We start from the raw sequence: 26,175 nt of genomic DNA on the forward strand, positions 1-26,175 counted from the left end.
TATGCGCTACTTCAGGCAGTCGATCAGCGCCTGCTGCCAGTGCGGCTGGCTGACGTGCCACTCGCGTTGCAGGCGGCTGCAATCGAGGCGCGAGTTCAGCGGGCGGCGAGCCGGGGTCGGATAGTCGCTGGAGGCGATTGGCAACAGCTTGGCGCAGGGCAGGCCTTGAACCTTGAGTTGCTCGCCAATGGCCTGGGCAAAACCGAACCACGAGGTCTCCCCTTGCGCGGTCAGGTGATAGACACCCCAGGCACCGGCCTGGCCAGCCTGCCAGCGTTCGACCAGGGCACGGGTGCTGCGGGCGATGGTGCCCGCCCAGGTCGGCGCGCCGATCTGGTCGGCGACGATGCGCAGCTCGGGCTTATCCTGCAGCAGGCGCTGCATGGTCAGCAGGAAGTTGCGTCCGTGGCGTGAGTACACCCAGCTGGTACGCAGGATCAGATGCTGGCCACCTACCGCGGCAATCGCCTGTTCGCCGGCCAGCTTGCTGTGGCCGTAGACGCCGAGCGGGTTGGGCTCGTCGCCCTCCGTGTAAGGGGTGGCCTTGCTGCCATCGAACACGTAGTCGGTGGAGTAGTGGATCAGCGGAATGCCAAGCTTCGCGGCTTCCTCGGCAAAAATGCCAGGGGCCTGGGCGTTGATCGCAAAGGCCAGATCCGGCTCGTTTTCGGCCTGATCCACCGCAGTGTGGGCCGCGGCGTTGATGATCAGGTCGGGCTTGAGCTGCTGCACCTGGCCACGGATGGCTTCGGGGTACGCCAGGTCGAGCTGGTCACTGCCCAGGACGTGCAACTGCGCCAGGTTGCCCAGTTGCTGTTGCAGCGCCTGGGAAACCTGGCCGTTGCGGCCGGCGATAAGGATGCGCGGTTGGCTGTGCTTCACGGGAACAGGTCTGCCTCATGCAGGAACTTGCCGACCTGGTCCTTGGCTGAAAGCACCGGTGCGCTTTCAAGTTCCCAGTCGATCGCCAGGTCCGGGTCATCCCAGCGGATGCAGCGCTCGGCAGACGGCACATAGTAGTCAGTGGTCTTGTAGAGAAACTCGGCGAAGTCGCTCAGCACCAGAAAACCATGGGCAAAGCCCTTGGGAATCCACAACTGGCGATTGTTCTGGGCCGAAAGCCTGACACTGACCCAACGGCCAAAGGTCGGTGAGTGGCGGCGGATATCGACGGCCACATCCAGCACTTCGCCTGCAGTTACCCGCACAAGCTTGTCCTGGGTATGTTCAACCTGGTAATGCAAACCGCGCAGCACATTTTTTTGTGAGCCGGAATGATTGTCCTGAACAAAGTGGGCATCGATGCCTGTTGCTTCCTGGAACGAGCGCTCATTGAAGCTCTCGAAGAAAAAGCCTCGTTCATCACCGAAGACCTTCGGCTCGATCACAAGAACATCAGGCAGCGCGCTGGCTGTTACTTTCATTAACGTTTCCCTACGAGACCGAACAGGTACTGACCGTAGCCGGTCTTGCCGAACATCTTGCCTCGCTCCAGCAGATGCGCTTCATCGATCCAGCCCTGCTGGTACGCGATTTCTTCAAGGCAGGCGACCTTGAGGCCCTGACGGTGTTCGATGGTCTGCACGTATTGCGATGCTTCCAGGAGACTGTCGTGGGTGCCGGTGTCCAGCCAGGCGAAACCGCGCCCGAGCAACTGGACATTGAGGTCGCCGCGCTTGAGATAGGCGTTGTTGATGTCGGTGATCTCCAGCTCGCCGCGTGGCGAAGGTTTGACCGCCTTGGCGATCTCGACCACGTCGTTATCGTAGAAATACAGGCCTGTCACTGCGTAACTGGACTTGGGTTGTGCCGGTTTCTCTTCGATGGAAAGGGCGCGGCCTTCATCGTCGAATTCGACGACGCCGAAACGCTCCGGGTCCTTGACCCAGTAGCCGAACACGGTGGCACCGGCACCCTGCTGGGCTGCCTTGCGCAACTGCGGAGTGAAGCCCTGACCGTGGAAAATGTTGTCGCCCAGGATCAGGCACACCGAATCATCACCAATGAATTCTTCGCCGATCAGGAAGGCCTGTGCCAGGCCGTCCGGAGAGGGCTGCTCGGCATAGCTCATTTCGATACCGAACTGGCTGCCATCACCCAGCAGTTGCTTGTAGTGCGGAAGATCCTGCGGGGTGGAGATCAACAGGATTTCGCGAATACCGGCCAGCATCAGTACCGAGATCGGGTAGTAGATCATCGGTTTGTCGTAGATCGGCAGCAGTTGCTTGGAAACACCCAGGGTGATGGGGTGCAGGCGGGTGCCGGAGCCGCCCGCCAGGACGATACCTTTGGTCATGCAATCAGATCCTTGAATTCGCTGGCGCCCAGGCGCTGGCCTTGATAACTGCCGTCTTGTACCCGCTGGCACCATTGCAGGTTGTCCAGGTACCACTGTACGGTCTTGCGCAGCCCGGTCTCGAAGGTTTCTTCGGGAACCCAGCCCAGTTCACGCTCGATCTTGCTGGCATCGATCGCGTAGCGCTGGTCGTGGCCAGGGCGATCCTGAACGTAGGTGATCAGGTCGGCGTAGTTGGCAATGCCAGCCGGACGTTGTGGCGCCAGCTCTTCGAGCAGGGCACAGATGCCGCGTACGACGTCGATGTTCTTCTGCTCGTTGTGGCCGCCAATGTTGTAGGTCTCGCCAACTTTGCCTTCGGTTACCACCTTGAGCAGGGCGCGGGCATGGTCTTCGACGAACAGCCAGTCACGCACCTGCAGGCCGTTGCCATACACAGGCAACGGCTTGCCCGCCAGGGCATTGAGGATCACCAGCGGAATGAGTTTTTCCGGGAAGTGGAACGGCCCGTAGTTGTTCGAGCAGTTGGTGATCAGCACCGGCAGGCCATAGGTGCGCTGCCAGGCGCGGACCAGGTGGTCGGACGCAGCCTTGCTGGCGGAGTAGGGCGAGCTTGGAGCGTAAGGCGTGGTTTCGGTGAACAGGTCATCGACGCCATGCAGGTCGCCATACACTTCGTCGGTGGAAATGTGATGGAAGCGGAACGCGCCACGCTCATCGGCCGGCAAGCCCAGCCAGTAGGCGCGGGTGGCCTCGAGCAGGCTGTAGGTGCCGACGATATTGGTCTGGATGAAGTCCGAAGGGCCGTCAATCGAGCGGTCGACATGCGACTCTGCCGCCAGGTGCATGATCGCATGTGGCTTGAAGCGCTCAAGCACAGCGCTAACGGTGGCCTGATCGACGATATCCGCCTGGACGAACTCATAGCGGGTGTCGGTCGCGATACTGGTCAGCGATTCCAGATTGCCTGCATAGGTCAGTTTGTCGAGGTTGAGCACTTCGTGCTCGGTATTGGTGATCAGGTGACGCACCAGCGCCGAGCCGATAAAGCCGGCCCCGCCGGTGATAAGAATTCGCATGTCGGACTGCCTTTCTTCCGTAACTGACATTGAACTTAGGGTGCACAGCTTGTGGCCGGGTGCAGGCAGGCGCAAGCAAAAAGCGCCGAACAGTCCTTCTTACCCGGGCTGCTCGATGAAACTGAGCAAATGTTGCGCAATTTTAGCCGTTATTCTTGCCAACCGGCACAAGCAGTGGCGATATAGGCAACAAAAAAATGAGGTCCCCTGCCCATGTCGCTCAGTACCCTGATCCATCGCTCCAGCCAGCCATGCCCTGAAGTCAGTGAACAGCAGGCCGCAACCCTGTTGCAGGAACACTTTGGCCTGAGCGGCTCATTGCAGGCATTGGGCAGCCAGCAAGACCTGAATTTTCTTATCGATTCGGACCATGGGCGCTACGTGCTGAAGGTTTGCCATGGCGCCTATGCCGAGCAGGAACTGCAAGCCCAGCATGCCGCCCTCGGCTTCCTGCGCGATCAGGGGCTGCCAGTGCCTGCGGTGCAGGCTGCCCGATCCGGTGAGCAACTGCTGACGGTGACTGTCGACGGCCAACCGCTACGCGTGCGCCTGCTCGACTATATAGAAGGCCAGTCACTGACCCGCATCAAGCACATGGAGCCGCGTTTGGTGGCGGAACTCGGCCGCCTGTGCGCGCGGGTCGACCAGGCTCTGGCCAGTTTCACCCACCCGGGCCTTGAGCGCACATTGCAGTGGGATCCGCGCCATGCCCAGGCGTTGATCAATCACCTGTTGCCGATACTGGATAACAACCCGCAGCAAGCCAGGGTAAAAGCCGCCGCAGATCAGGCCCGGGAACAGCTGCAACCCTTGATCAACGATCTGCCATCGCAAGCCGTGCACCTGGACATCACCGATGACAACGCCGTATGGGCGCGCGATGAGCAACGCCAGTGGCAACTGCAGGGGGTCATCGATTTCGGCGACCTGATGCACACCTGGCGCATTGCCGACCTCTCGGTCACCTGCGCGGCCTTGCTGCACCACGCCGAAGGCGATCCCCTGCGCATCTTGCCGGCGATCGAGGCTTATCATGCGCTCAACCCGCTGAGCGCCGCCGAACTCAACGCCTTGTGGCCATTGGTGGTGGCCCGCGCTGCGGTGCTGGTATTGAGCAGCGAGCAACAACTGAGCGTCGACCCCGGCAACAGCTATAGCCGGGACAATCTGGCCCATGAGTGGGAAATTTTCGACGTCGCTACCAGCGTGCCTTCCGAACTGATGCAGGCGGCGATTCTGCAGTCGAGCGGGCATGAGCTGCCTGCGCTGGCGCTGGAAGGCTCGGCGCCACTCCTGCCGAACCCGGTGGCTGCCCAGGTGATTGGTGTGGACCTGGGCGTGCTAAGCGAGCATTACCAGGCCGGCAACTGGGAGCAAGCCGGCATTGACCAGCGCGTGCTGGCGCAGCAGGCCAGTGCTTCAGGCGCTGCCAGCAGCCTGTATGGGCAGTACCGCCTGTCGCAGACCCACATCGACAATCCCGCGGAACCTGCGACGTGCGCCCTGCATGTCGAACTGCATCTGCCTTGCGCCACGGTGCTCCAGGCACCTTGGGCCGGGACCTGGCACCAATATGGCGAAGACAGTGGCTGCCTTGAGGGCAGTGAATGCAGCCTGTGGTTGCACGGGCTGGATCAGACGCCGGCCGACGGGCAGGCATTGGCCATCGGACAGTCTCTGGGCGCCACTGGCGCATTGTTGACGGTCCAGTTATGCCGGGTGGCCGGCTTGTATCCGCCAGCTTTTGTCGTGCCTTCGCGGGCCCAGGCCTGGCAGGCACTGTGCCCCTCGCCGCAAGCCATCCTCGGCTTTGCCTGCGACGCCGAACCGCTGGTCGATGCCCAGGCTTTGCTGGCTCGGCGCGATGCCAGTTTCGCCCGCTCGCAAAAACACTATTACCAGCAGCCGCCGCATATCGAGCGCGGCTGGCGCAACTACTTGTTCGACATGCAGGGGCGGGCCTACCTGGACATGCTCAACAACGTTGCGGTGCTCGGCCACGGGCACCCGCGCATGGTCGCCGAGTCGGCGCGGCAATGGTCGTTGCTCAATACCAACTCGCGTTTTCATTATGCCGCCATCGCCGAATTCTCCGAGCGCTTGCTGGCCCTGGCACCAAGCGGCATGGACCGGGTATTTCTGGTCAACAGCGGCACCGAGGCCAATGACCTGGCGATCCGCCTGGCCTGGGCCTACAGCGGTGGGCGTGACCTGCTGAGCGTACTTGAGGCCTATCACGGCTGGTCGGTGGCCACCGATGCGATTTCCACCTCCATCGCCGACAACCCCCAGGCCTTGAGCACCCGGCCGGACTGGGTTCACCCGGTGATTGCGCCCAACACCTATCGCGGCGCCTACCGTGGCGCCGAGAGCGCCGCCGACTATCTGCGCGACGTCGATGCCAAGCTCGACGCGCTGGCTGCCGAGCAGCGGCAACTGGCCGGGTTCATCTGCGAGCCGGTGTACGGCAATGCCGGCGGCATCTCGTTGCCTGCGGGTTACCTGCAGCAAGCCTATGCCAAGGTGCGTGCTGCGGGCGGGGTATGCATCGCCGACGAAGTGCAGGTCGGCTATGGCCGGCTGGGCACCTGGTTTTGGGGTTTTGAAGAGCAGGGCGTGGTGCCGGACATCATCACCATGGCCAAGGGCATGGGCAACGGCCAGCCACTGGGCGCGGTCATCACCCGCCGCGAGATTGCCGAGGCGCTGGAAGCCGAGGGCTATTTCTTCTCCTCCGCCGGCGGCAGCCCAGTCAGTTGCCGAATCGGCATGGCCGTGCTTGATGTCATGGAAGAAGAAGGGCTATGGGACAACGCCCGGGAAGTCGGCGGCTACTTCAAGTCACGGCTGCAACAATTGGTCGATAAACATCCGCTGGCGGGTGCCGTACACGGCTCCGGCTTCTACCTGGGGCTGGAACTGGTGCGTGACCGCCAGAGCCTGGAGCCGGCCAGTGCCGAGACTACCCTTCTGTGCAACCGCCTGCGTGACCTGGGTATCTTCATGCAGCCCACTGGCGATTACCTGAACATTCTCAAGATCAAGCCGCCGATGTGCACCACCCGCGCGAGCGTGGACTTCTTCGTCGACAGCATCGACCGGGTACTGTCGGAAGACCTGTAACCCTTGAGCTAAAGCCGGTTAATCCGATTGTTATCGAATTAACCGGCTTTTTTACGCCTGATATTTTCCATTTTCCACTTTTAAAGCCGATATTTATCGGATATAAATGCCTCCATTATCACCAGGGTGGCCTGGCCTTGTTGGCCCGAGCACCTGCCGAGGAGGAATGCATGAGCCGCACTGTCACTGTTGCCGCCACCCAGATGGCCTGCTCCTGGGACCGCCAGGGCAACCTGGAAACCGCCGAACGGCTGGTCCGCGAAGCGGCTGCCAAGGGCGCGCAGATCATCCTGATCCAGGAACTGTTCGAAACCCCGTACTTCTGCCAGAAGCCCAATCCGGACTACCTGCAACTGGCCACAGCGGTTGAAACCAACGCCGCCATCGGTCATTTCCAGAAGCTCGCCAAAGAGCTGCAGGTGGTGCTGCCGATCAGCTTCTACGAGCTGGCCGGGCGTGCGCGTTTCAACAGCATCGCGATCATCGATGCCGACGGCAGCAACCTCGGTGTGTACCGCAAGACCCACATTCCGGATGGCCCCGGCTACCACGAAAAGTACTACTTCAACCCGGGCGACACCGGCTTCAAGGTCTGGCAGACCCGCTACGCGAAAATCGGCGTCGGCATCTGCTGGGACCAGTGGTTCCCCGAGTGCGCACGCAGCATGGCCCTGCTCGGCGCCGAGGTGCTGTTCTACCCGACCGCCATCGGTAGCGAGCCGCACGACCAGAGCATCTGCTCGCGCGACCACTGGCAGCGTGTGCAGCAAGGTCATGCCGGTGCCAACCTGATGCCGCTGGTGGCCAGTAACCGTATCGGCCGCGAACAACAGGACGGCTACGACATCACCTTCTACGGCTCCTCCTTCATCGCCGACCAGTACGGCGAGAAGGTCCAGGCGCTGAACGAGACCGAGGAGGGTGTGCTGGTGCATACTTTCGACCTCGATAAACTTGAGCACACCCGCAGTGCCTGGGGTACTTTCCGCGACCGTCGTCCGAATCTGTACGGCCCGCTGAAGACCCTCGACGGCGCGCTGCAATCCTGAAAGTTCAGCAAGGATCCTCTATGAAAACGCTTACCAGTACCCCGCGCGCCGACGGCTTCCACATGCCTGCCGAATGGGCGCCACAAACCCAGGTCTGGATGGTCTGGCCCGAGCGCCCGGACAACTGGCGCCTGGGTGGCAAGCCGGTACAGGCTGCCCACGTGACCCTGGCCAAGGCCATCGCCCGTTTCGAGCCGGTGACCGTTGCCGTCTCGGCCGCGCAGTACGACAACGCCCAGGCCCGTCTGGACCTGCCGAACATCCGCGTGGTGGAAATCAGCAACGACGACGCCTGGGTGCGTGATACCGGCCCGACCTTCGTCATCAACGACAGCGGTGAAGTACGCGGCGTCGACTGGGGTTTCAATGCCTGGGGCGGCTTCGAGGGTGGCCTGTACGCGCCGTGGAACCGCGACGAGCAACTGGCCAGCAAGGTGCTGGAGATGGAGCGCTGCCAGCGCTACCACACCGAAGGCTTCGTGCTCGAAGGCGGCTCGATCCATGTCGACGGTGAAGGCACCCTGATCACCACTGAAGAATGCCTGCTCAACCACAACCGCAACCCGCACCTGAACCGCGAGCAGATCGAAGCCATCCTGCGTGACCACCTGGCCGTGGACAGCATCATCTGGCTGCCCGATGGTCTGTACAACGACGAAACCGACGGCCACGTCGACAACTTCTGTTGTTACGTCCGCCCAGGAGAAGTGTTACTGGCCTGGACCGATGATCCGCAAGACCCCAACTATGCACGCTGCCATAGCGCACTTGAGGTGCTGGAAAACAGCCGTGACGCCAAAGGTCGCGCCTTCACCGTGCACAAGATGCCGATTCCGGGGCCGCTGTTCGCCACTGAAGAAGAGTGCGCCGGGGTCGATCCGGTGGCCGGCAGCCAGGAGCGCAACCCGTCGGTGCGCCTGGCTGGCTCCTACGTCAACTTCCTGATCGTCAACGGCGGCATCATCGCCCCGAGCTTCGACGACCCGGCAGATGCCGAGGCTAGAGCGATTCTGGCGCGGGTGTTCCCTGACCATGAAGTGGTCATGATCCCCGGGCGCGAGATGCTCCTGGGCGGCGGCAACATCCATTGCCTGACCCAGCAACAACCGGCGCCAGCCAAAGGCTGAAGTGCAGTAAGAAAACAGCCCGTCGATTGACGGGCTTTTTTATGCGTGGACGACGACCGGCATAGTCTTCTGGCACACCTCTTGTATTTGTTTTGCATTGTATTTCAAACAGATAGACCAGCATGGTTCTGTCACAAAGTTTGAGTAGGTTAGCCGCTCACGGCCCCAGGGAGTACGTGTCGAAATGAATGCAGCAAGTGAGCCGGCTTCGCCCCCATCAGCGGTGAATCACGAGTCCCTCCAGCGCGTGGCGCAATGGTTGAAACACCATGGAGCAAACCGGGTCAGGAAGGCCGATCAGCGTCGCTCGTTACTGGCGCGTTATCCGGCAGGCCTGCTGAGCGAGGCAGAGCTGGAAGCGCTGCTGGGTGATGGCAGCCGCTAGAGGGTTCGGCAACAACAATGAAAAGGGCGGCATTGCCTGAACAATGCCGCCCTTTTTTATTGCCTGGTGTTTAGAAGCTGTAGGTGCCGGTCACGATCAGGCTGCGCGGGTCGCCAAACTGGATCTGCGCGGCGCTGGTGGCCGAGCTGTAGTAGGTTTTATCGGTGATGTTGTTGAGCGCCGCGCGCAGGTCCCAGTCCTTGGTACGAAAGCCCGCCAGCGCGTCCCAACGGCCATAGCCGGGCAGCACGGCGGTGTTCTGGTTGTCGGCATAGCGCTCGCCGACCAGGGTCAGGCCGGTTTCGCCGTACCAGCCCATTTCCGGTTTCCAGGTAACGAACAGGCTGCCGTTGCGCTTGGCAACGTTGCTCACGCGGTTGCCTTCCTGGCCGTTGTTGTCCTCGACGATGGTTGCATCCTGGATACCGATACCGCCGCGTACGTACCAGTTGCCAACGATGTTGCCGGTGGCGGTCAGCTCGACGCCGCGTGAGCGCTGCAGGCCGCTGAGCAAGGTGATGCCCGGGTTGTTCGGGTCGCTGGTGCGGCGGTTGTAGAGTTCCAGCTCATAGACCGCCAGAGTGGTGCTCAGGCGTTCGTCGAGCCAGTCGCTCTTGACCCCGATTTCCTTCTGCCGGGTCTGCTCCGGGCTGGTTTCGTTGGTATTGCCGGCCGCACCCGGGGTAATGCCGATCAGGCCGCCGCCGACTGGCGAGAAGGTCTTGCTCCAGGAGGCATAGAAGGAGTGTTCCTTCCACGGCGAATAGACCACGCCCAGACGCGGGCTGGTGCTGTTGCTGTCCTGCTTCTCGGAGATACCGCGGACCTTGTTGGTGGTTTGCACTTCGAACTGGTCGAAACGCACCCCGGCCAGCACTTGCCACTGATCATTCAGGCGCAGTTGGTCCTGAAGGTACAGGCCGCGGCTGTCGACCACGGTGTGGTTGTTGCTGGAGACCACCATGGTGCCGTTGTGCTGCAGGTTACGGTTGGGGTTGTTCAGGTCCAGGCCCGGCACCGGGCGAGCGCCTGCGCCGGAAGTCGCTGCAGTGTATAGGATCGGATCGCGGCGCTGGTTACCGAACTCAAGGCCGGTGAGCAGGGTGTGCTGCAGGCCGAAGGTGTCGAAATTGCCTTCCAGTTCCAGGTTGTTGAACAGGTTGCGGGTGTTCAGGTCCTGCTGCCAGCGCTGGCGGGTAACCTGGTTGGTGGTGGCGTTGTAGCCGGTCAGGTAAGTGTTGTCGAAATCGCTGTTGAGCTTGAACAGGCCCAGGGTGTGGCGCACTTGCCAGGTGTCGTTGAGCTGGTAGTTCAGGCGCGAGCGCAGCGATTGCGCCTTGTCGTCGATGAAGTCGCGCTGGGTATCGCCGTAGGTGGTGTCGCGACCAACGTCGGCCGGGCGGCCGTTGACACTGGGGATGCCGCGATCGGGGGTACGGTTGTAGCGGCTGTACTCGTATTGCACCAGCCAGTTCAGCTGCGGTGTCAGCTGCCAGCTCATCGAGGGAGCGAACAGCTGGCGGCTGCCGTCGATGCCGTCGCGGAAACTGTTGTTGTCCTGGTTGCCCATGTTCAGGCGCAGGCTGATGTTGTCGCTCGGGTCGGCGCTGAGGTCGGCATACAGGCTGCGCAGGTCCTCGCTGCCGCCCTGGGCCTCGATGCTGGAACGGCGGCCGGCTTCCGGCATCTTGCTCACCCGGTTGACGATCCCGCCCTGGCTGCCACGGCCATAGAGCACCGCGGCAGGGCCCTTGAGCACCTCGACCCGCTCGATATTGTGCAGGTCGCGCACGTATTGGCTGTCGTCGCGAATACCGTCGAGGTAGAAGTCGTTGCTGGCATCGAAGCCACGGATGCGCACGCTGTCAAAGCGCGTATCGGCGCCGCTGCTGACGTTGGGGATGCCGCTCAGGGCTTTGCCAAGGTCGTTGCTGCCGTAATCCAGCACGTTGCTGGTCTTCACCGAATCGATAGCCTGCGGCACGTAGCGGGCGGGCGTGGCGGTACGGGTTGCGGTGCTGACTTCACGTACCCGCGGGTCATCGCGTTCACGGTCAGACTCGGCGGTAACCGAGACTTCGGGCAACGTGGTGGTGGCAGCAGTGACCAACCCTGAGCTGAAAAACAGCGACAGGCCCAGGGTCAGGGGAGAGAGGCGGCAAGGGGCAAGCATGACGGACATCCGGGCATTTATTAGAGTGAGGAAATTTTGCGCGAATGATAATGCTTGCCATTTACTAACGTTAATTGTTTCTGGATCTATCGACGAGCTGTTTGTTTCAAAATATTTCTGTCTATCAGCCTTTAGTTTTAGCGGTGAATTTGTACTGTTTTTCGCAACAAAGCTGTAACCCGTGCAGCGTTTTTCGCAACCTTCATCCGGCCTAACCTGACGTCATCATTTTTTCAGGAGGCGCTCATGCCGGTACAAACCACCCTTCACTATGTGTTCGATCCGCTGTGCGGCTGGTGCTACGGCGCCGAGCCGTTGATCAATGCGGCCAGCGGGCTGATGCCGGTTGTGCTGCACGGTGGCGGGATGATGGCCGGAGCCAATCGCCAGAAGGTCTCGGCGCAGTTGCGCGACTTCGTCATGCCCCATGACCGGCGTATTGCCGAGTACACCGGGCAGCCCTTCGGCCAGGACTACTTCGAGGGCCTGTTGCGTGACAACGACGCCGTCTTCGATTCACAGCCACCCATAGCGGCGATCCTGGCAGCAGAGCAGCTCGCCGGGCGTGGCCTGGAGTTGCTGGCGCGCTTGCAGCGTGCGCACTACGTGGAAGGCCGGCGGATTGCCGATGATGGCGTGCTCAAGGCCATCGCCGCCGAGATGGGCCTGCCTGCACCCGCCTTTGCCAGTGCATTGCGCGATGTGGATACCCAGAGCCATATGCGCACCAGTCGTGCGTTCATGGCCAGCGTCGGTGGCCAGGGCTATCCAACCCTGGTGCTGGAACGCGAAGGGCGGCTGCAGGTCATCGACATCGGTCCTTTCCTCGGCAAGCCTGAGGCCTTCGTGCATTGGCTGGACAGGGAGTTCTATCTGAGCGCGGAGAAAGATACCGCAAACGCGGCGTTCTGTGCCGCGGATGGCTGCGATCTGTAAGCAGAAACACTTACTTTTCACGAATTTTTGACATGCTGATCCGCACACGGATAGGATTCGGTCAACGCCTGTAGGCCCATCGGCCAAGAGTCCAGAAAAAAGGCCCGCTGCGAACACTCGCAGGCGGGCTTTTTATTTTCAGACCCGTGAGCGTCAACCCACGCAGGGGGCGTGGTTTTTGGCGTTTGGTCGCAGAGCGTCTTTGACTAAGTAATAAGGAAAATAAAATGTTGAAAACCAGGATCAGTCTGGTCGCGCTGGGGCTTATGGCCGCGACTCAGGCTATGGCCAATGACCAGGCCGAGGCCAAGGGCTTCGTAGAAGACAGCAAAGCCAGCGTTCTGCTGCGCAATGCCTTCATCAATCGTGACAAGAAGCACCATACCAACGACCAGAGCGAGTGGGGCCAGGCCTTCATCGGCAAGTTCTCCTCCGGCTACACCCAGGGCACCGTTGGTGTCGGTGTCGACGCCTTCGGCCTGTACGCAGTGCGTCTGGACGGTGGTAAAGGCCGCAACGGCGGTGGCGGTATCGACTTCTTCAAGCCGGCGGACGGCGACTCGCCGACCAACCAGCAGAACTCCCCGCACAACCTGGCCCGTGGTGGCGCAGCAATCAAGTTCCGCATCTCCAACACTGTACTGAAGTACGGTGACCAGATGCCTGAGCTGCCAGTGCTGCAGTACGACGATGGTCGCCTGCTGCCAGAAAGCTACACCGGTACCCTGATCACCTCCAAGGAGATCAAGGGCCTGGAACTGAACGCCGGTCGTTTCACCCAGGAAGCCCGTAAAAGTGCTGAAGGCCGTGACAGCGGTGGCCTGAAGTCGATCAACGTATTCGGCGGCAGCTACAAGTTCAGCGAAAACCTCTCGGCTTCGCTGTACACCTCCGACGTCGAAGACGTGCTGAAGAAGCACTACCTGGGCGTGAACTACGTTCACCCGATCGCCGACGACCAGTCGCTGACCCTGGACTTCAACGGCTACAAGTCGGACATCGACAAGAAGTACGTCGCTGCCGCCGACCTGACCGGTGACTCCAACACCATCTGGAGCCTGGCGGCTACCTACGCCTTCGGCCCGCACTCGATTACCATCGCCCACCAGCGCAGCACTGGCGACACCGGTTATCAGTACGGCTTCTACCAGAACGCCGGTGGCGTGGGTGACGGTGGCTCGACCATCTACCTGGCCAACTCCTACTGGTCCGACTTCAACGCTGAAGACGAGCGTTCCTGGCAGCTGGGCTACGGCCTGGACTTCGGCGCCTTCGGCGTACCGGGCCTGACCTACAAAGTGGCCTACGTGCGTGGTGACAACATCAACACCCACGGCTTCGGCGAAGGTAAAGAGCGCGAAATCTTCAACCAGTTCAAGTACGTGGTTCAGGAAGGCCCGGCCAAGGACCTGTCCGTCAAACTGCGTAGCTCGTTCCTGCGTACCTCCGAAAGCGTTCGTCAGAACGGCTACAACGACGACGGCAACGAAGTTCGCGTGTTCGTCGAGTACCCGATCAGCATCCTCTGATAGCTGTCTGGTGTCTCCAGCAACCCCGGCCTAGGCCGGGGTTGTTTGTTTTCGCCGCACAGCAGGTTTGATCGCCTGCACCTCGCCGCTCTCCGGCTCGAAGCTGTCGCTGCGGGCCATGCGCCACATCCGTGCATAGAATTCACTGTCGATCGAGCCGCTGAGCAACTCACCGGGCTTGAGGAACACATGCAACTGCGAAAACAGGCGGATCTCGCTGGCGCTGATGCGCCGAACCAGGTGCTTGGGCTTGAGCTCGGCCGGGTGATCCAGGCCTGCAGCAGCCAGCATTTCGGCCAGGGCATGCAGGGTGTTGCGATGGAAGCTGTAAACCCTGTCGGCCTTTTCCGGCACCACCAGGGCGCGTTGGCGTAACGGATCCTGGGTCGCCACGCCGGTCGGGCATTTGTTGGTGTGGCAGCTTTGCGACTGGATGCAGCCGATGGCGAACATGAAGCCGCGGGCCGAGTTGACCCAGTCGGCGCCAATGGCCAGCACGCTGGCAATGTCGAAGGCGCTGACGATCTTGCCGCCGGCACCAATGCGAATCTTGTCGCGCAGGTTCAGGCCCACCAGGGTGTTGTGCACGAACATCAGCCCTTCGCGCATCGGCACGCCGATGTTGTCGCTGAACTCCCGTGGCGCGGCGCCGGTGCCGCCTTCCTTGCCGTCGACGACAATGAAGTCCGGGACGATGCCGGTAGCCAGCATGGCCTTGGCGATACCCATGAATTCCCACGGGTGGCCAAGGCAGAACTTGAAGCCCACCGGTTTACCGCCAGACAGCTCACGCAACTGGCCAATGAACTGCAGCAGTTGCACGGGGCTACGGAAGGCGCTGTGCGCCGCCGGTGAGATGCAGTCCTGGCCCATCAGCACGCCACGGGTGGCGGCGATTTCGGCGCTGACCTTGTGCCCAGGCAGGATCCCGCCGTGGCCGGGTTTGGCGCCCTGGCTGAGCTTGACCTCGATCATTTTCACCTGTGGGTCGCCGGCCTGTTCGGCGAAACGCTGCGGATCGAAACGACCCTCCGGGGTGCGGCAGCCAAAATAGCCGCTGCCGATTTCCCAGATCAGGTCGCCACCGTGCTCGCGGTGATGGGGGCTGATGCTGCCTTCGCCGGTGTCATGGGCGAAGCGGCCACGTTTTGCGCCCTTGTTCAGCGCGGCAATGGCATTTGCACTGAGTGCCCCAAAGCTCATCGCCGAGATATTGAAGATCGACGCCGAGTAAGGCTGGCGGCACTGCGGGCCGCCGATGTTGATGCGAAATGAGGCAGGGTCGGGGGTTTCGACTGGCAGCATGGAATGGCTGATGAACTCGAAGCCTGGCCGGTAGACATCGTTGAGCGTACCAAAGGCCTTCTCGGCGCTCTCGTTCTTGGCCCGTGCATACACCAGCGAGCGCTGGGCCCGGGAGAACGGCAGCTTGTCATCGTCGCCTTCCAGCAAGTACTGGCGGATCTCCGGGCGGATGGTTTCGATCAGGTAGCGAATGTTGCCCAGGATCGGGTAGTTGCGCCGCACCGCGTGGTGGCTCTGGCGCAGGTCATTGAGGCCGACCAGGCTGAGCAGGGCGCTGATCAGGGTGAACGGCCACAACCAGGAATGGGCAGAAACAAACGGCAGGCTGGCAAAACTGAAAACGAGACAGCCGACAAGGCAGGCGTAGCGGCTGGGAAGCGAAGCTTTCATGGATCTTCCGCTGATATGAGAGATCCTTCCTAGGATAGGCAAAGCGTCCCGCCAGAAAACCAGTGGTTTCGGTAAAACACTTTTATCCTGGGCGTGCTTGCCAGAGGGCCGTGCTCATGCGCAGGGAGTGGTTGCCCGGGCAAGTATTTGCAGAAACGCCTCGGCTGCCCGCGAGCGCCGCTGGCGGTGGCTGATGGCGAGCAGGTCGATGCTGGCGGCTGCTTCGTTCAGGGGCCGGTAGCACACGCCGCGCTGGTTCAGGGCACGGGTGCAGGCAGGCACCAGGGCAATGCCCTGGCCGGCGGCTACCAGGGCAATGATCGAAGTGATCTGCCGTCCGCGCGGGCCCCGCAGCAAGGGCAACTGGCAATGCTGGAACAAGCGCTCGATGGCATCGTTGAGCCCGGTGCCTTGCTCGTCGGTGTACAGCACCACAGGATGCGCTTGCAGCTGGGTGAGGCTGATGGTGTCGAGTGCCGCCAGCGGATCGTTCGTGGCCAGTGCCACCAGCAGCGGCTCCTGGTCGAGTGGCTGGACGTGCAGCTCCGTGAACTCCTGGGGTGGCAACAGCCGACTGAGGCCGATTTCCAGGGTGCCTTCGACGATGTTGCGCCATTGCGCGCTGGAGGCTTCTTCAACCAGGGTCAGGCGAACCTGCGGGTAGGCGTGGGAAAACTGCTGGATTGCCTGGGTGAAGTGGTCACTCAAGGCCACCGAGCTGGCATAGCCGATGCTCAACTGCCCGGCTGTGCCGGCGGCCAGCTTGGCGGCGAAGCTTTCGCTGCGTGTCAGTTGCTCCAGTACCCCGCGGGCGTAAGGCAGGAACTGCTGGCCTTCGCCGGTCAGACTGACTGCACGGCTGCTGCGCTCGAACAGGCGAAAACCCAGCTGGCTTTCCAGGGCCGAGATCTGCCGGGTCAGTGCCGGTTGCGCCAGGTGCAGGCGCTGCGCGGCGCGGCCGAAATGCAGGTCGTCGGCGACGGCAATGAAATAGCGCAGCTTTCGCACATCGAGCATGTTGCACCTTGAGGTATCAATCGGTCGGAAATCGGTATTGGCCAGTGCCAATGACCGCACCTTATAAACAATACTCGTCACTGTAACGAGTTTTCCCATGCAATCGCGCCTGTCTGCCGCACGAATCGCGATGTTCCTCTGCGGATGCGCCGCGTTTCTGCCGCTCTACGCTACCCAGGGCATCCTCGCCGAGCTGGCGCAGAGCTTCGCCGTGGATGCGCGGCACGTCAGCTGGAGCATCACCGCCACGACCCTGGCCGTGGCCCTGGTCGCGCCCTTTGTCGGCGTGCTGACCCGGCGCTGGAGCCAGAAGACCGTGCTGGTGGCGGCAACCCTGTTGCTCAGCGTGCCGGGCTTGATGCTGGCAGGGGCCAGTGACCTCAACAGCCTGCTGTTCTGGCGCTTTGTCCAGGGCATGCTGATCCCGGTGATCTTCGCCACCAGCGTGGCTTACGTCGGCGAGCGCTGGCAGGGGGCGAAAGTCACCGAAGTTACCAGCCTGTACGTCGCCGGGACCATTCTCGGCGGTTTCGCCGGGCGTTTCCTGACCGGGGTCATGACCCAATACCTGGGCTGGCGCGAAGCGTTCATCCTGCTGGCGTTGCTGACCGTGCTGATCGGCCTGAGCATTCACCGGCTGCTACCCAGCGGCGCGCGCCTGATCGAAATCACCATCGCCAACAGTCGTATCAGCATGCTGCGCAACCGACCGTTGCTGGCGGCCTATCTGGTTGGTTTCTGTGTGCTGTTTTCGCAGATCGCCACCTTCACCTATGTCGGCCTGCACCTGCTGGCCGCGCCGTTCAACCTTGGCGTTGCCGCGCTGGGTTCGGTTTATGCGGTGTTTTTGCTGGCGCTGGTGGTCACGCCGATTGCCGGCAAGCTGGCCAGCGCCAGGCCGCCGGCGCACTTGGTGGTATTCGCCGGGGTACTGGGGCTGCTGGGCTCGATGCTGACCTTGCTCAGCAGCCTGTGGTGGATCGTGCTGGGGCTGGCGCTCAGTTCCACCGGGGTGTTCCTGGCCCAGGCGGCGGCCAATGCCTTTGTTACGTCCACTGCCAGGCACAACAAGGCCGGCGCGGTGGGCTGCTATCTGACGTTCTATTACCTGGGCGGCAGCGTCGGTGCGCTGTTGCCGGCGCTGCTGTGGCAGCGCTGGGGCTGGTCAGGCTGTGTGCCGCTGATCATGGCCGCGCAGTTGCTGGTGATGCTGATCGCCTGGTTCGGCTGGCAGCCCACCGATTCCACCGACAAGAACGCGTTCAAAGAAACCGCTGACCCCTCCATTACAAGGACGTAAATACGCCAATGAACACCGTGATAGCCCTGCACAGCAAGCTGCTTTCGATCGTCGAGCCGGTCCTCAATGACATGCCGGCCAGCACCCTCAAGCACGCGTTGTTCGAAGCCTTCTGGGCGGTAGAAGAAGAGCTGATGGAGATTGAAAAGGCCTTTGCCCTGTTGACTGAGCGCAAGCATTCACCGGCAGTGCTGCGCAAGTTCTTCGCCAGCTGGTCGAAAACCAACAACTCCGCGGCCAGTGTCTCGGGCCTTGCCAACCGCCTGACCCTGCTGGCCCGCTCCGACGCCGGCTCCATGGCTGCCGACCAGCTGTATCGGGCCTGCGGCAGCCTGCAGCGGATCACCGATGAAGACCTCGGGGCCCTGGGCAATACCCTGCACGCCGATTTGTTCTACAACATGGCGACGCCCCTCTGCGGTGATGATCAGTGGATGCTCAAGGCCAACTGCCTGCCTTCGGCCCAGTCCTTCAAGGACTGGACCGATCGCCAGCGCCTGCGCGAGCGCGACCTGCTGCAAGGCCTGCTGACCACCCTGGTGCATGAGGTTTATACCCACGGCGAGGTCGAGTTCATTCATCCGTTGTTCAAGCAGTGGTTCGTCCGTGACATGGGCATACCGGCAGAGCGCGCGCGGGCAACGGTGGCCTGGGTCACCGTGCACACTGGCGGCACCGAGAGCAATCACTTTGCCCACGCGGTGGCGGCGGTCGAGCAGTTTGTCGAAGCCATGCAGATCAATATCGACCAGGCGGCGGCGCGAGAGATTTTCGAGCACTACCTGCGGTTGAAGGCTGGCGTGATGAAGGAATGCGCCGAGCTGTTGCACTGACCGCTGGATAGGCCGCGCGCAGGCACAGTTCGCTGCCGGCTGAACCCAACTCCGGCAGTTTTATAACGGTCGTGGAGCAAGGCCATGCTACAAAGCAGCTCCACTTCGCCGAGTGACGTCCGAGCATGTCCGCCATCCGTACCGAACAAGCTGCCCCTGGCTTTGGCCTGCTGTGCCTGGCCAGCTACCTGCTGTCGTTGTCCTATGGCTCGACCTTCCTGTTGTCGCTGTTGGTCAGCAGCCGTGGCGGCAACGAGCAGGATGCCGGGCAGATCATTTCAGTTGCCATGCTTAGCACCATCGTCGCCGTACTTGGTAGTGGCCATCTGGCCGACCGCTTGGGTTCGGCACGAGCCATCGCCCTGTCGGCGCTGAGCCTGGTGGCGGCTTGCCTGGGCTTCGCCCTGGTGCCTGGCACCGGCGCGGGCTTGATGCTCTGCGGCCTGATGCTGGGCCTGGGTTGGGGGGCTTTTTACACCCTGGGCCCGATCCTGGTGGCCGAGCGGGTCGAAGCCCAGCGGCGTACCCACTGCTTCGCTTTGCTCTCGGGCAGCATGATGAGCGGCATCGGTTCCGGGCCGCTGGCGGGCAAGCTGGCAGCGCTGTTGCAACTGCCGGTGCAGACGGCGTTCTACACCGCCGCGGGTGCCGCAGTCGCGGGCCTGCTGATCTTCAACCATCTAGCCCGCCAGCCACGGCACGCCACTCAGCCGGTTGGCATCAGCCGCCGCGCTGGCGCAACCGTACTGGCCTCGCCCGCACGCTGGCCGGTTCTCATGGTCGGCCTGGGCGGCGCGATCTTCGGTGGTCTGGGCAGCTTCCAGACCTCTTATGCCGCCGGGCGCGGCCTGGATTATTCGTTGTTCTTCATCGGCTTCATGAGTGCGGCCATCAGTTGCCGTTTGCTGATCGCCGGCTGGGTGGTCAAGCGTGATGCCTACCGTGCCTCGTGCCTGCTCTCGGGCTTTATCGTGCTCGCCGTGCTGGCGCTGGGCTGGTGGGTACAGGGCAACCTTGGCTATCTGCTGGCCGCGGCGCTGCTGGGGGTTGGATACGGTCTGAACTATTCGGTAATCAACGGCCTGGCCGCCAACCAGGCACCGCCCGGGCATACCCCGCAGGCCTTGCTGCTATTCAGCCTGGCGTACTTTCTCGGGGTGTTCGGCTTTCCCTGGCTGGCCGGGCAGCTGATCGTCAGCGGCGGCACCGAGGCGATGATGCTGTGCCTGCTGCTGGTGGCGTTGCTCAACTGGGCGGTCAGCCTTGGCCGCCTGTTCGGGCGCAGGCGCGCCCGTAACGTTGCGCAGGCGTTACTGGTCCGGGGCGATGGCAAACATTAACTGGTCGGCTTCCAGGTAAACGATCGCCTCGCGGCCGATGACATCCACCGGGCGAGCGGCAACTGCCTCATGCTCGGGGACGATCTTCTCCAGGCGCTTGGTCACCAGGTCGACCCTCCAGATGCAGGCGAAGCCGCCGTTGTTGTCGAAGTACAGGACCGGCCGGGTCGGGCTCCAGGTCGGGTTGACCAGGCTCCAGCCGCCGGCATCCTTGTCCATCACCCGGTCGTAGGGGTTGCTGTCGCCGGTAAGGTGCGGGTAATAGATCAGCAGGCCGGAGTTATCGTGGTTGAGGTCGCCGCTGATCTGCGCCTTGGCGAAACGCTTGCTGTTGGACTCGGCCGCGTACAGTTGCGTTGAAGGCTGCGGCGTGGCCTTGGAACCCAGTGTGTAGGCCATGCTTTGCTGCGCCTCGCCGCTCATTTTCTGCCGGTAGTAGAACACCCCGTCAATGATCCCGGCATAGCGCCGGCCCTGATCGTTGGCGGTGATACTGTTCCAGCCATCAAAGCGCACATTGCGCGCGAACGGGTGCAGGCCAGGGCGTGCGTCGGAGTATTCGTAGAGGGTGCCGATCGGGCGGCTGTCATAGATATTGCCGGGGTTGCTGCCTTCGTCATCCTGCTTTTCGGCAACGAACAGCACCACGTTCAGCACGCCATCGAGGGTGGCAACGTCCACCAGATAGGCAAAACTGTCTTCGCTCATGTCGGCAACGGTGGCCAGGGGAAAGCGCTGCCACGGCTCATCCTCGACCTGGGTATAACGCTGGTCGCGGGGCAGGGGCTGCAGGCTTTTGGGATCAACCTGGGAGAGTGCCGGTACTGGCGTCAGCAGTTTGATCTGCTGGTCGTAGGCGACTTCCAGGCAGGCGGCAGTCTCGCAGCGGTTACGCACCTCGCGCAGCCAGAAGTTTTCCAGCTCGCGGAAGATCTTGCGGTCCTTGAGCGGCTTGTAGCGCTCGTTGAGCGTGTCGTCCTTGGCCGACAGCGACGGTGTGGTGCAGATCGCGGTTTCCAGCAGGGTGCTGGCCTTGCTGCAGTCAAAGCCTGCGGCAAGGGTCGCGGGGCTGTGCAGGCAGGCAGCGAACAGGGCAGCAGGAAGCAAGCGCGCGGCGGCTTTCATCGGACATCCATGTGAGGTTGAGCAGGGTGCGGATGATACGTCAGCAAGGGCCATTGCGGAATCTGCCGCAGTAATGTGCCTGGGGTTCATTGGCCGTTGAGTTGTGCGCTCAGGTAGCAATGCAGCTGCTCTGCAATGATCTCTGCGTGTGCAGATTTGACGATCAGGTTAAAAAAATAATATTGCTCGAACAGAGGCTCGATATCGATCTGAGGCACAAGGTAGAACGCAACATAACTTGTGTAGATCGCTTTCACTGCTTCGGAAATTTCTTCGAGGTCCCCTGACAGATTGGTAATGTCGTAGAAAACATTCTTGTACGTTTCATTGATGTCGCTGATCTCTATGTAGGGCGCCTGCTGCCGCTCGCACTGTTCCCAGTGGCTCTTCTGATTTTTGCTGTTTCGATGGGTGTAGTTCATCTTCAGTCCTTTATCTTGAAGTCAGTGACGTGGGTCATTTTCCCTTTAGGATCGAGCTTGGCCATGTAGTGGACGTTGACCCCGTTTACTTTACGCTCCATTTTTGACCAGCCCTTGCCTTTGAAGTGAGGGTCTCCGATCTGGTCGGGCTTGATGATCTCTATCCCGTTTTCCGGATGTTTCTTGACATGATCCAGAGCGAACTCTTCGTTGCGGTTCCGGGGTCTGGTGCGCCCCGTTGATTTGCTTTTTACCCGTCGGGGTTTTCGGAAGCTGCATTTCTTCTTCCAACCTAGCGGGTCGATCCAACCGAGCGGATTCGGTGCGTATTGATAAAGGTTGATGCCCCCCAGCAGGCCGATGGGATCGGGTGTGGTGAAGCGTCCGATATCAGGATCATAGAAGCGAAACGTGTTGTAGTGCAGTCCGCTTTCCCGATCCAGGTACTGCCCTTGGAACCTGAGATTCTGCTCTTCGAGGTAATATCCTTCGCGGGTTTCCTGCAGGGTGTTGCCCCATACCAGATAGCTCGCCTGCCAGAGAACGTCACCCTTGAATTCGGTCAATTGCTCTGGCAAGCCGTTAAGGTCGTTGTGGTAGTAGCGCACGTGTTGTTGTGCGCCAGCGCCGTCGACCCGCGCCAGAGGCTCATGGCTGTCCTGATCATAGAGATAGAGACTGGTTCGGCCATGCTGCTGCTCCAGCAAAAGGCGCAGTCCATCCCAGGTAAAACGGGTCTTTTCCAGCAGATTGCCAGCATCGTCGTGCTGGCTTTTTTCGACGCGTCGACCCAATGGGTCATAACGCATGTTCAGCACCCGTTCTCGGCCGCCGATATGGCTGCGGACCTGGATCAAGCGGTGTTCTGCGTCGTAGCTGAACCGTTGCACGCCGTGGCGGCTGCTACGTTTTTCGATCATCCGACCAAAGGCGTCGTAGCGATACCGCTTGTCTTGGTAAGAAAGCAAACGATTATGGCGGACAAGGCCCTTTCCGAGCTCTGAACCGTCGAGCAGATTAGCCGCGGCATCATAGGCAAAGACTTCGCTCTGGCCCTGACCTGTGTTCTGGCTGGCCATGATGCGAGCGCTGGCATCGTAATGCAGCAGTTGCTGGTGCTGGCCTGCAAGATCCTGATTGAAACGACCGATCAAATTGTCGGCAGGATCGAAGTCAAAGCGTTGTTGAACGGGCGCTGGTAGCTGTGGCGGCTGCTGGAGTGAACGACGCAGCCGGGAGCGCAGGCGGCCGCTACGGTCGTACTCGCTGCGGGTGCAGAGCTGTCCCTGGGAGCGAAACACTTCTCGATGCAGGCGGTCGCGCTCGAAGTCGCAGATCACCTGGCCATCGAGATTGAGCTGGTGCAGATGGCCACTGCCATAGTAAAGACGATTTAGCCAGCGGCCGTCGTCCAGTCGGGTCTGGGTCAAGTTGCCAAGTTCATCGTAGCAGTGCTGCAGTAAGCCGGCCTGACTGCAGTCCTCAACAAGCTGTCCGAGTTCGTCATAGCCGAATTCCAATTGTTCGCTGTTGCCGCTGGTATCGGTGAAACAGATGGCGATCAGGTGATCAAGTGCGTCGTAGCTGTACTCGGTTAGTCCATCGTCAGTGCGTTTTTGGATTACCCGGCCGGCTGCATCCAGTTGGTAGTGGTGACAGATCGGTTTGAGTGTCGGCTCGTTGTCATCGGGCGCCGGGACATAGGTCTGAGCCGTAACGTTGTTCAGCGCATCATAGTGATAACAGCGGGTGCTTGAATCCAGATACTGCTGCTGGGTCAAGCGATCTCCTTGATCCCAGGCGAAGCGATAACGCTCACCATTTTCGTTGGTCAGCGTGTGCAAGCGGCCGTAGGCGTCATAGCCGTACTGAACTTTGCGCCCGTGCGGATCGATGCGCAGGTGCAGCTGACCGCGACGGGTATAGAGGAACTGGGTGGTGTGCCCGGCCGGGTCGGTATGGGTACTGAGCTGACCGTTGCAGTGATACTGGTAAAGGTCGCTGCGCCCATCCGGTAACTGTCGCAGTTGCAAGCGGCCTCGTGCGTCGTATTCATATTCGGTACGTTCGCCGAGGGCGTCGGTGACAGATTGTAGATGGCCACGACGGTCATAGTTCATACGGGTGGGATAGCCCGAACAGTCAACCTGCTCACTGAGCAGGCCGTAATCATTCCAGCGCAAGTGTTGGCGCTTGCCTGTAGCGTCGATCACCTCTACCACTTGGCCTCGTTCGTCGTAGCGATAGCGAGTTATGTTGCCTTGTGGGTCGGTTTCACTGCTGCAGTTGCCGCGCTGATCGTAGCGATAGCTTCGCCGATTGCCTGCGTAGTCGGTCTCTACTCGGGGTAGAGACCAATGCTCCAGCCATAGGGTTGACTCGCTGCGCCCGAGTGGGTCGATGCTTTCGCACAGGTTGCCGGACTCATCGTACAGGTATTGCCATTGCCCACCTTGCGGGTCGGTGGCAGCGAGCAACTGGCGCTCGTCGTTCCACTCGAAGCACCAGGTGTGGCCGAGGGCGTCGGTGTATTGGGTGATCTGGTACTGCGGGTTCCAGTGGCGGCTGCTGACCCGTTGCAGGCTGTCGGTGATCCGGGTGATGCCGGCCTCGATGTCGTAGTCGAAACGATACTCGTCGCCATCATCGGTCCAGTGCCGAGCGACGCGCCAGTCGTCGGCAGCGCGAGTCCATTCGTAGAAGCAGCGCAGGCCGCTGGGCAACTGGTGCTCGACCATGCGTCGGCCCTGGTCGTAGCTGAAGCTGCGTTGCAACTGGCCATTGGCGTCGCGCACCTGGGCCAGGTCGCCGTTGTCGTCATAACCATAACTGACCAACAGTTCGGTTGCGCCGTCGCTATACAGGCGCTCGAGAGAACTGATCCGCCCTGGCCATTGAGTGCTGTAATGCAGTTGTACCTGGATCAAGTCGAAGGTATCGCGCAGCCCGGTCAAACGACCATTGGCGTCGTAATCAAGATAGATGCGGTTATCGTTGCGGTCACCCAATTGCGCCAGGCGCAGGTGCAGTGGGTCGTTCGGAGTCGGCTGGAACAGGCGATACAATCCGTCGGTACGCTCGATCAGCAGTTCACCGTTATGCTCGCGGCGTACACTCAGGCCTTCACCTGCGCTGAAGACGGCATCGCCCCGGGGTATGTGGCCCATGTCGATAATACGCGCCTGATCGTCGGTAAACAGCACTCGCTCGCCGCCTTGCGGGTGTAGTTCGATCCTGACAAATACCTCGTAATCGACGCTCCAGCCCGCACCGAAAAGACCATCGTGGCGGGTGTCACGGCTGCTGTAGAAGCGCTGCCACTCCAGCGGGATCAAGCCGGGCAAGCTGAAGTCCAGATCATCGTCGTCAGCAAGAACCTTGGCCCCGGTGGGGCTATGGACCGGATGCGCAGAGCCGGCTAGAGCGGATGTCAACGCACCTGCTACCTGCTCGGTCAGGTAGGTAGCAACGCCGCCAATTACCATACAGCCCAGTTCGCTGTAGAACTTGCCGCCACGCCCGCGCAGCAGCATCAAAGCGGTAATCGCCAGGCCGATGCCCGGGGTCTTGCCACTGCGAATCTCGCGGACCACGATCGAGCCGCCGCCAATGCGCACGTTACTGGAGATCAGCCCGGCGTCGACGATCACCGCCTCGCAGGTGCTGCGATCGCCGCTGCGGCAAGCCGGATGGCCGTTGATGGTGACCTTGCTCGAACCTTCGGCCAGGTACTGCGGCGGCATTGGCGGGTGCTTGCTGCAGAGGATCTTGTCGTCGTCGGCAGGCTCGGTGTTTGGTGCGGGGCTGGCGACCGTGGGCCGCCACATCTGCGAGAAAAAGCCCTTGGCCATGTCGAGGAAGCTTTCTTCTTCCTCTTCGGCAGGTGGCTGGGCGGCATCACTGCCAGCGGGCGCCGCCGCGGCGACGATGACGCCAGCAGCGCGGGCGGCCGGTTTGCCATTGGTGTGGGTGTTCTTCGAGCCAGTGAGGATGTTGGCCTGCACCGAAGGCGGGAACAGAAAATTGCCGATACCCTCGCATAAACTGCTTAAACCCTTGTCGGCCCCGGTCTTGCTCATGGCCACGCCGACCACGATACCGACCACCGCGCCGAGCACGAAGCAGCCGAGGCCGCCGGTGACCACGGTAAGCCCAAGCGCCGCAGTCACCGCCGCGGTGGCCAACATGCCGATGGCGACGTTGGCGGCCACTTCCAGCACACCGCCGACGATGTCGGCCATCATCGAGGTGTGCATCAGCGCATCGCCCTGGCGGGCGGCCCAAAGAGCGTCAGACATGCAAGGTGCTCATCAGGCCAGGGTGTCGAAGTTCAGTGATTGCTTGATCGCTGCCCAGTGCGCAGCCTCGGCATCACCCAGCGGTTGGGCTTTGACGTAACTCAGGGCGAACATCTTGCGCGTGCCGGGCAGTACCAGAGCCAGTTGGTACTGGAAGACCTTTTCGTTGCCCTTGCTGAACTGGCTGCCCAGCTCGATGCCTTCCACCGTCTGCTCGGCGCCCAGGCGCACGGCCTGGCGCGGCTGGAAGCGCAGGTCCTTGACCTGTTGTTGCAGGCGCTCGAGCTGGCCGTCGAAGTTGCTTTGCAGGGTTTCGCCGTCGGCCAGCAAGCTGCGGCTGATGATCAGCGAGGTGCCGAGCTTGGCAAAGCGCAGGATGTTGATGCTGGTGTCCTGCATTTCGGCATCGGGCAGGGCGAGCTGGAATTCGTTGAGGCGATAAGTCATG

General features: G+C 61.4%; 20 protein-coding genes. 9 read left to right on the forward strand and 11 right to left on the reverse strand.

All coding sequences use genetic code 11. The features are described 5' to 3' along the window. Positions 1-6: 6 nt before the first annotated feature. The 4 genes from rfbD to rfbB are packed head-to-tail and all read right to left on the reverse strand — an operon-like array spanning position 7 to position 3,375. Entirely contained in the window at positions 7-882 is an 876-nt protein-coding gene (gene rfbD / locus BLR26_RS04695) for a dTDP-4-dehydrorhamnose reductase (protein WP_093378430.1), read from the reverse strand. Further along, complete coding sequence (gene rfbC, locus BLR26_RS04700) at positions 879-1,424, reverse strand: dTDP-4-dehydrorhamnose 3,5-epimerase (RefSeq protein WP_045201180.1); 546 nt, start codon at positions 1,422-1,424, stop codon at positions 879-881. The genes rfbD and rfbC overlap by 4 nt, the downstream gene beginning before the upstream one ends. After that, the gene (gene rfbA, locus BLR26_RS04705; protein WP_093378435.1) at positions 1,424-2,296 is read right to left on the reverse strand and encodes a glucose-1-phosphate thymidylyltransferase RfbA; all 873 of its coding nucleotides are present in this window, start codon (positions 2,294-2,296) and stop codon (positions 1,424-1,426) included. The genes rfbC and rfbA overlap by 1 nt, the downstream gene beginning before the upstream one ends. After that, on the reverse strand, positions 2,293-3,375 hold the full coding sequence (gene rfbB, locus BLR26_RS04710; protein WP_093378440.1) for a dTDP-glucose 4,6-dehydratase: 1,083 nt from the start codon (positions 3,373-3,375) through the stop codon (positions 2,293-2,295). Before rfbB ends, rfbA begins: the two co-directional genes overlap by 4 nt. Positions 3,376-3,588: 213 nt before the next feature. Here rfbB and BLR26_RS04715 point away from each other — a divergent pair, with 213 nt between their 5' ends. From BLR26_RS04715 to BLR26_RS27420, 4 genes are all read left to right on the forward strand, one after another. Continuing rightward, complete coding sequence (locus tag BLR26_RS04715; RefSeq protein ID WP_093378443.1) at positions 3,589-6,498, forward strand: aminotransferase; 2,910 nt, start codon at positions 3,589-3,591, stop codon at positions 6,496-6,498. Positions 6,499-6,668: 170 nt separating this feature from the next. Continuing rightward, complete coding sequence (aguB, locus tag BLR26_RS04720) at positions 6,669-7,547, forward strand: N-carbamoylputrescine amidase (protein WP_093378447.1); 879 nt, start codon at positions 6,669-6,671, stop codon at positions 7,545-7,547. A gap of 20 nt (positions 7,548-7,567) precedes the next feature. Further along, positions 7,568-8,674, forward strand: coding sequence for an agmatine deiminase (gene aguA / locus BLR26_RS04725; RefSeq protein ID WP_093378450.1), 1,107 nt, complete (start codon positions 7,568-7,570; stop codon positions 8,672-8,674). A 184-nt stretch (positions 8,675-8,858) separates the two neighbouring features. After that, positions 8,859-9,059 (forward strand): hypothetical protein, encoded by a 201-nt coding sequence (locus tag BLR26_RS27420; protein ID WP_045201186.1) that lies wholly within the window; start codon positions 8,859-8,861, stop codon positions 9,057-9,059. Positions 9,060-9,129: 70 nt separating this feature from the next. Here the strand turns inward: BLR26_RS27420 and BLR26_RS04735 are convergent, their stop codons facing one another. Continuing rightward, positions 9,130-11,232 (reverse strand): TonB-dependent receptor, encoded by a 2,103-nt coding sequence (locus BLR26_RS04735; RefSeq protein WP_093378453.1) that lies wholly within the window; start codon positions 11,230-11,232, stop codon positions 9,130-9,132. A 246-nt stretch (positions 11,233-11,478) separates the two neighbouring features. Between BLR26_RS04735 and BLR26_RS04740 the strand changes: the two genes are divergently transcribed. Beyond that, entirely contained in the window at positions 11,479-12,168 is a 690-nt protein-coding gene (locus BLR26_RS04740) for a DsbA family protein (RefSeq protein ID WP_093378455.1), read from the forward strand. Between the two features lie 227 nt (positions 12,169-12,395). After that, entirely contained in the window at positions 12,396-13,697 is a 1,302-nt protein-coding gene (locus tag BLR26_RS04745; RefSeq protein WP_045201189.1) for an OprD family porin, read from the forward strand. Between the two features lie 30 nt (positions 13,698-13,727). Here the strand turns inward: BLR26_RS04745 and BLR26_RS04750 are convergent, their stop codons facing one another. Together BLR26_RS04750 and BLR26_RS04755 are read right to left on the reverse strand one after the other, a co-directional pair. After that, entirely contained in the window at positions 13,728-15,392 is a 1,665-nt protein-coding gene (locus BLR26_RS04750; protein WP_093378458.1) for an FMN-binding glutamate synthase family protein, read from the reverse strand. Between the two features lie 114 nt (positions 15,393-15,506). Beyond that, positions 15,507-16,409 carry a LysR family transcriptional regulator gene (locus BLR26_RS04755; RefSeq protein ID WP_093378461.1) on the reverse strand — a complete coding sequence of 301 codons (903 nt, stop codon included), beginning with the start codon at positions 16,407-16,409 and terminating at the stop codon, positions 15,507-15,509. A gap of 97 nt (positions 16,410-16,506) precedes the next feature. Between BLR26_RS04755 and BLR26_RS04760 the strand changes: the two genes are divergently transcribed. The 3 genes from BLR26_RS04760 (at position 16,507) to BLR26_RS04770 (ending at position 19,882) form a co-directional block, all read left to right on the forward strand. Beyond that, positions 16,507-17,709 (forward strand): MFS transporter, encoded by a 1,203-nt coding sequence (locus BLR26_RS04760; protein ID WP_045201192.1) that lies wholly within the window; start codon positions 16,507-16,509, stop codon positions 17,707-17,709. Positions 17,710-17,717: 8 nt separating this feature from the next. After that, on the forward strand, positions 17,718-18,542 hold the full coding sequence (locus BLR26_RS04765; protein ID WP_045201193.1) for a hypothetical protein: 825 nt from the start codon (positions 17,718-17,720) through the stop codon (positions 18,540-18,542). 125 nt (positions 18,543-18,667) lie between these two features. Further along, positions 18,668-19,882, forward strand: a complete 1,215-nt coding sequence (locus tag BLR26_RS04770; protein ID WP_093378464.1) for an MFS transporter — start codon at positions 18,668-18,670, stop codon at positions 19,880-19,882. On the opposite strand, the gene BLR26_RS04775 is transcribed toward BLR26_RS04770, so the two are convergent. From BLR26_RS04775 to BLR26_RS04790, 4 genes are all read right to left on the reverse strand, one after another. Beyond that, positions 19,853-21,007 carry a lysozyme inhibitor LprI family protein gene (locus BLR26_RS04775; protein ID WP_045201195.1) on the reverse strand — a complete coding sequence of 385 codons (1,155 nt, stop codon included), beginning with the start codon at positions 21,005-21,007 and terminating at the stop codon, positions 19,853-19,855. The genes BLR26_RS04770 and BLR26_RS04775 overlap by 30 nt on opposite strands. An 86-nt stretch (positions 21,008-21,093) precedes the next feature. Then, positions 21,094-21,429 (reverse strand): hypothetical protein, encoded by a 336-nt coding sequence (locus tag BLR26_RS04780; protein ID WP_093378468.1) that lies wholly within the window; start codon positions 21,427-21,429, stop codon positions 21,094-21,096. Between the two features lie 2 nt (positions 21,430-21,431). Further along, positions 21,432-25,727: an RHS repeat-associated core domain-containing protein gene (locus tag BLR26_RS04785; protein ID WP_256326696.1), complete on the reverse strand. Its 4,296-nt coding sequence runs from the start codon at positions 25,725-25,727 to the stop codon at positions 21,432-21,434. 12 nt (positions 25,728-25,739) lie between these two features. Beyond that, a complete protein-coding gene (locus BLR26_RS04790) occupies positions 25,740-26,174 on the reverse strand; it encodes a DcrB-related protein (RefSeq protein ID WP_093378471.1) in 435 nt (144 codons plus the stop codon). Position 26,175: the final 1 nt, after the last annotated feature.

This window comes from Pseudomonas sp. UC 17F4 (assembly GCF_900101695.1).
Classification (GTDB): Bacteria; Pseudomonadota; Gammaproteobacteria; order Pseudomonadales; family Pseudomonadaceae; genus Aquipseudomonas.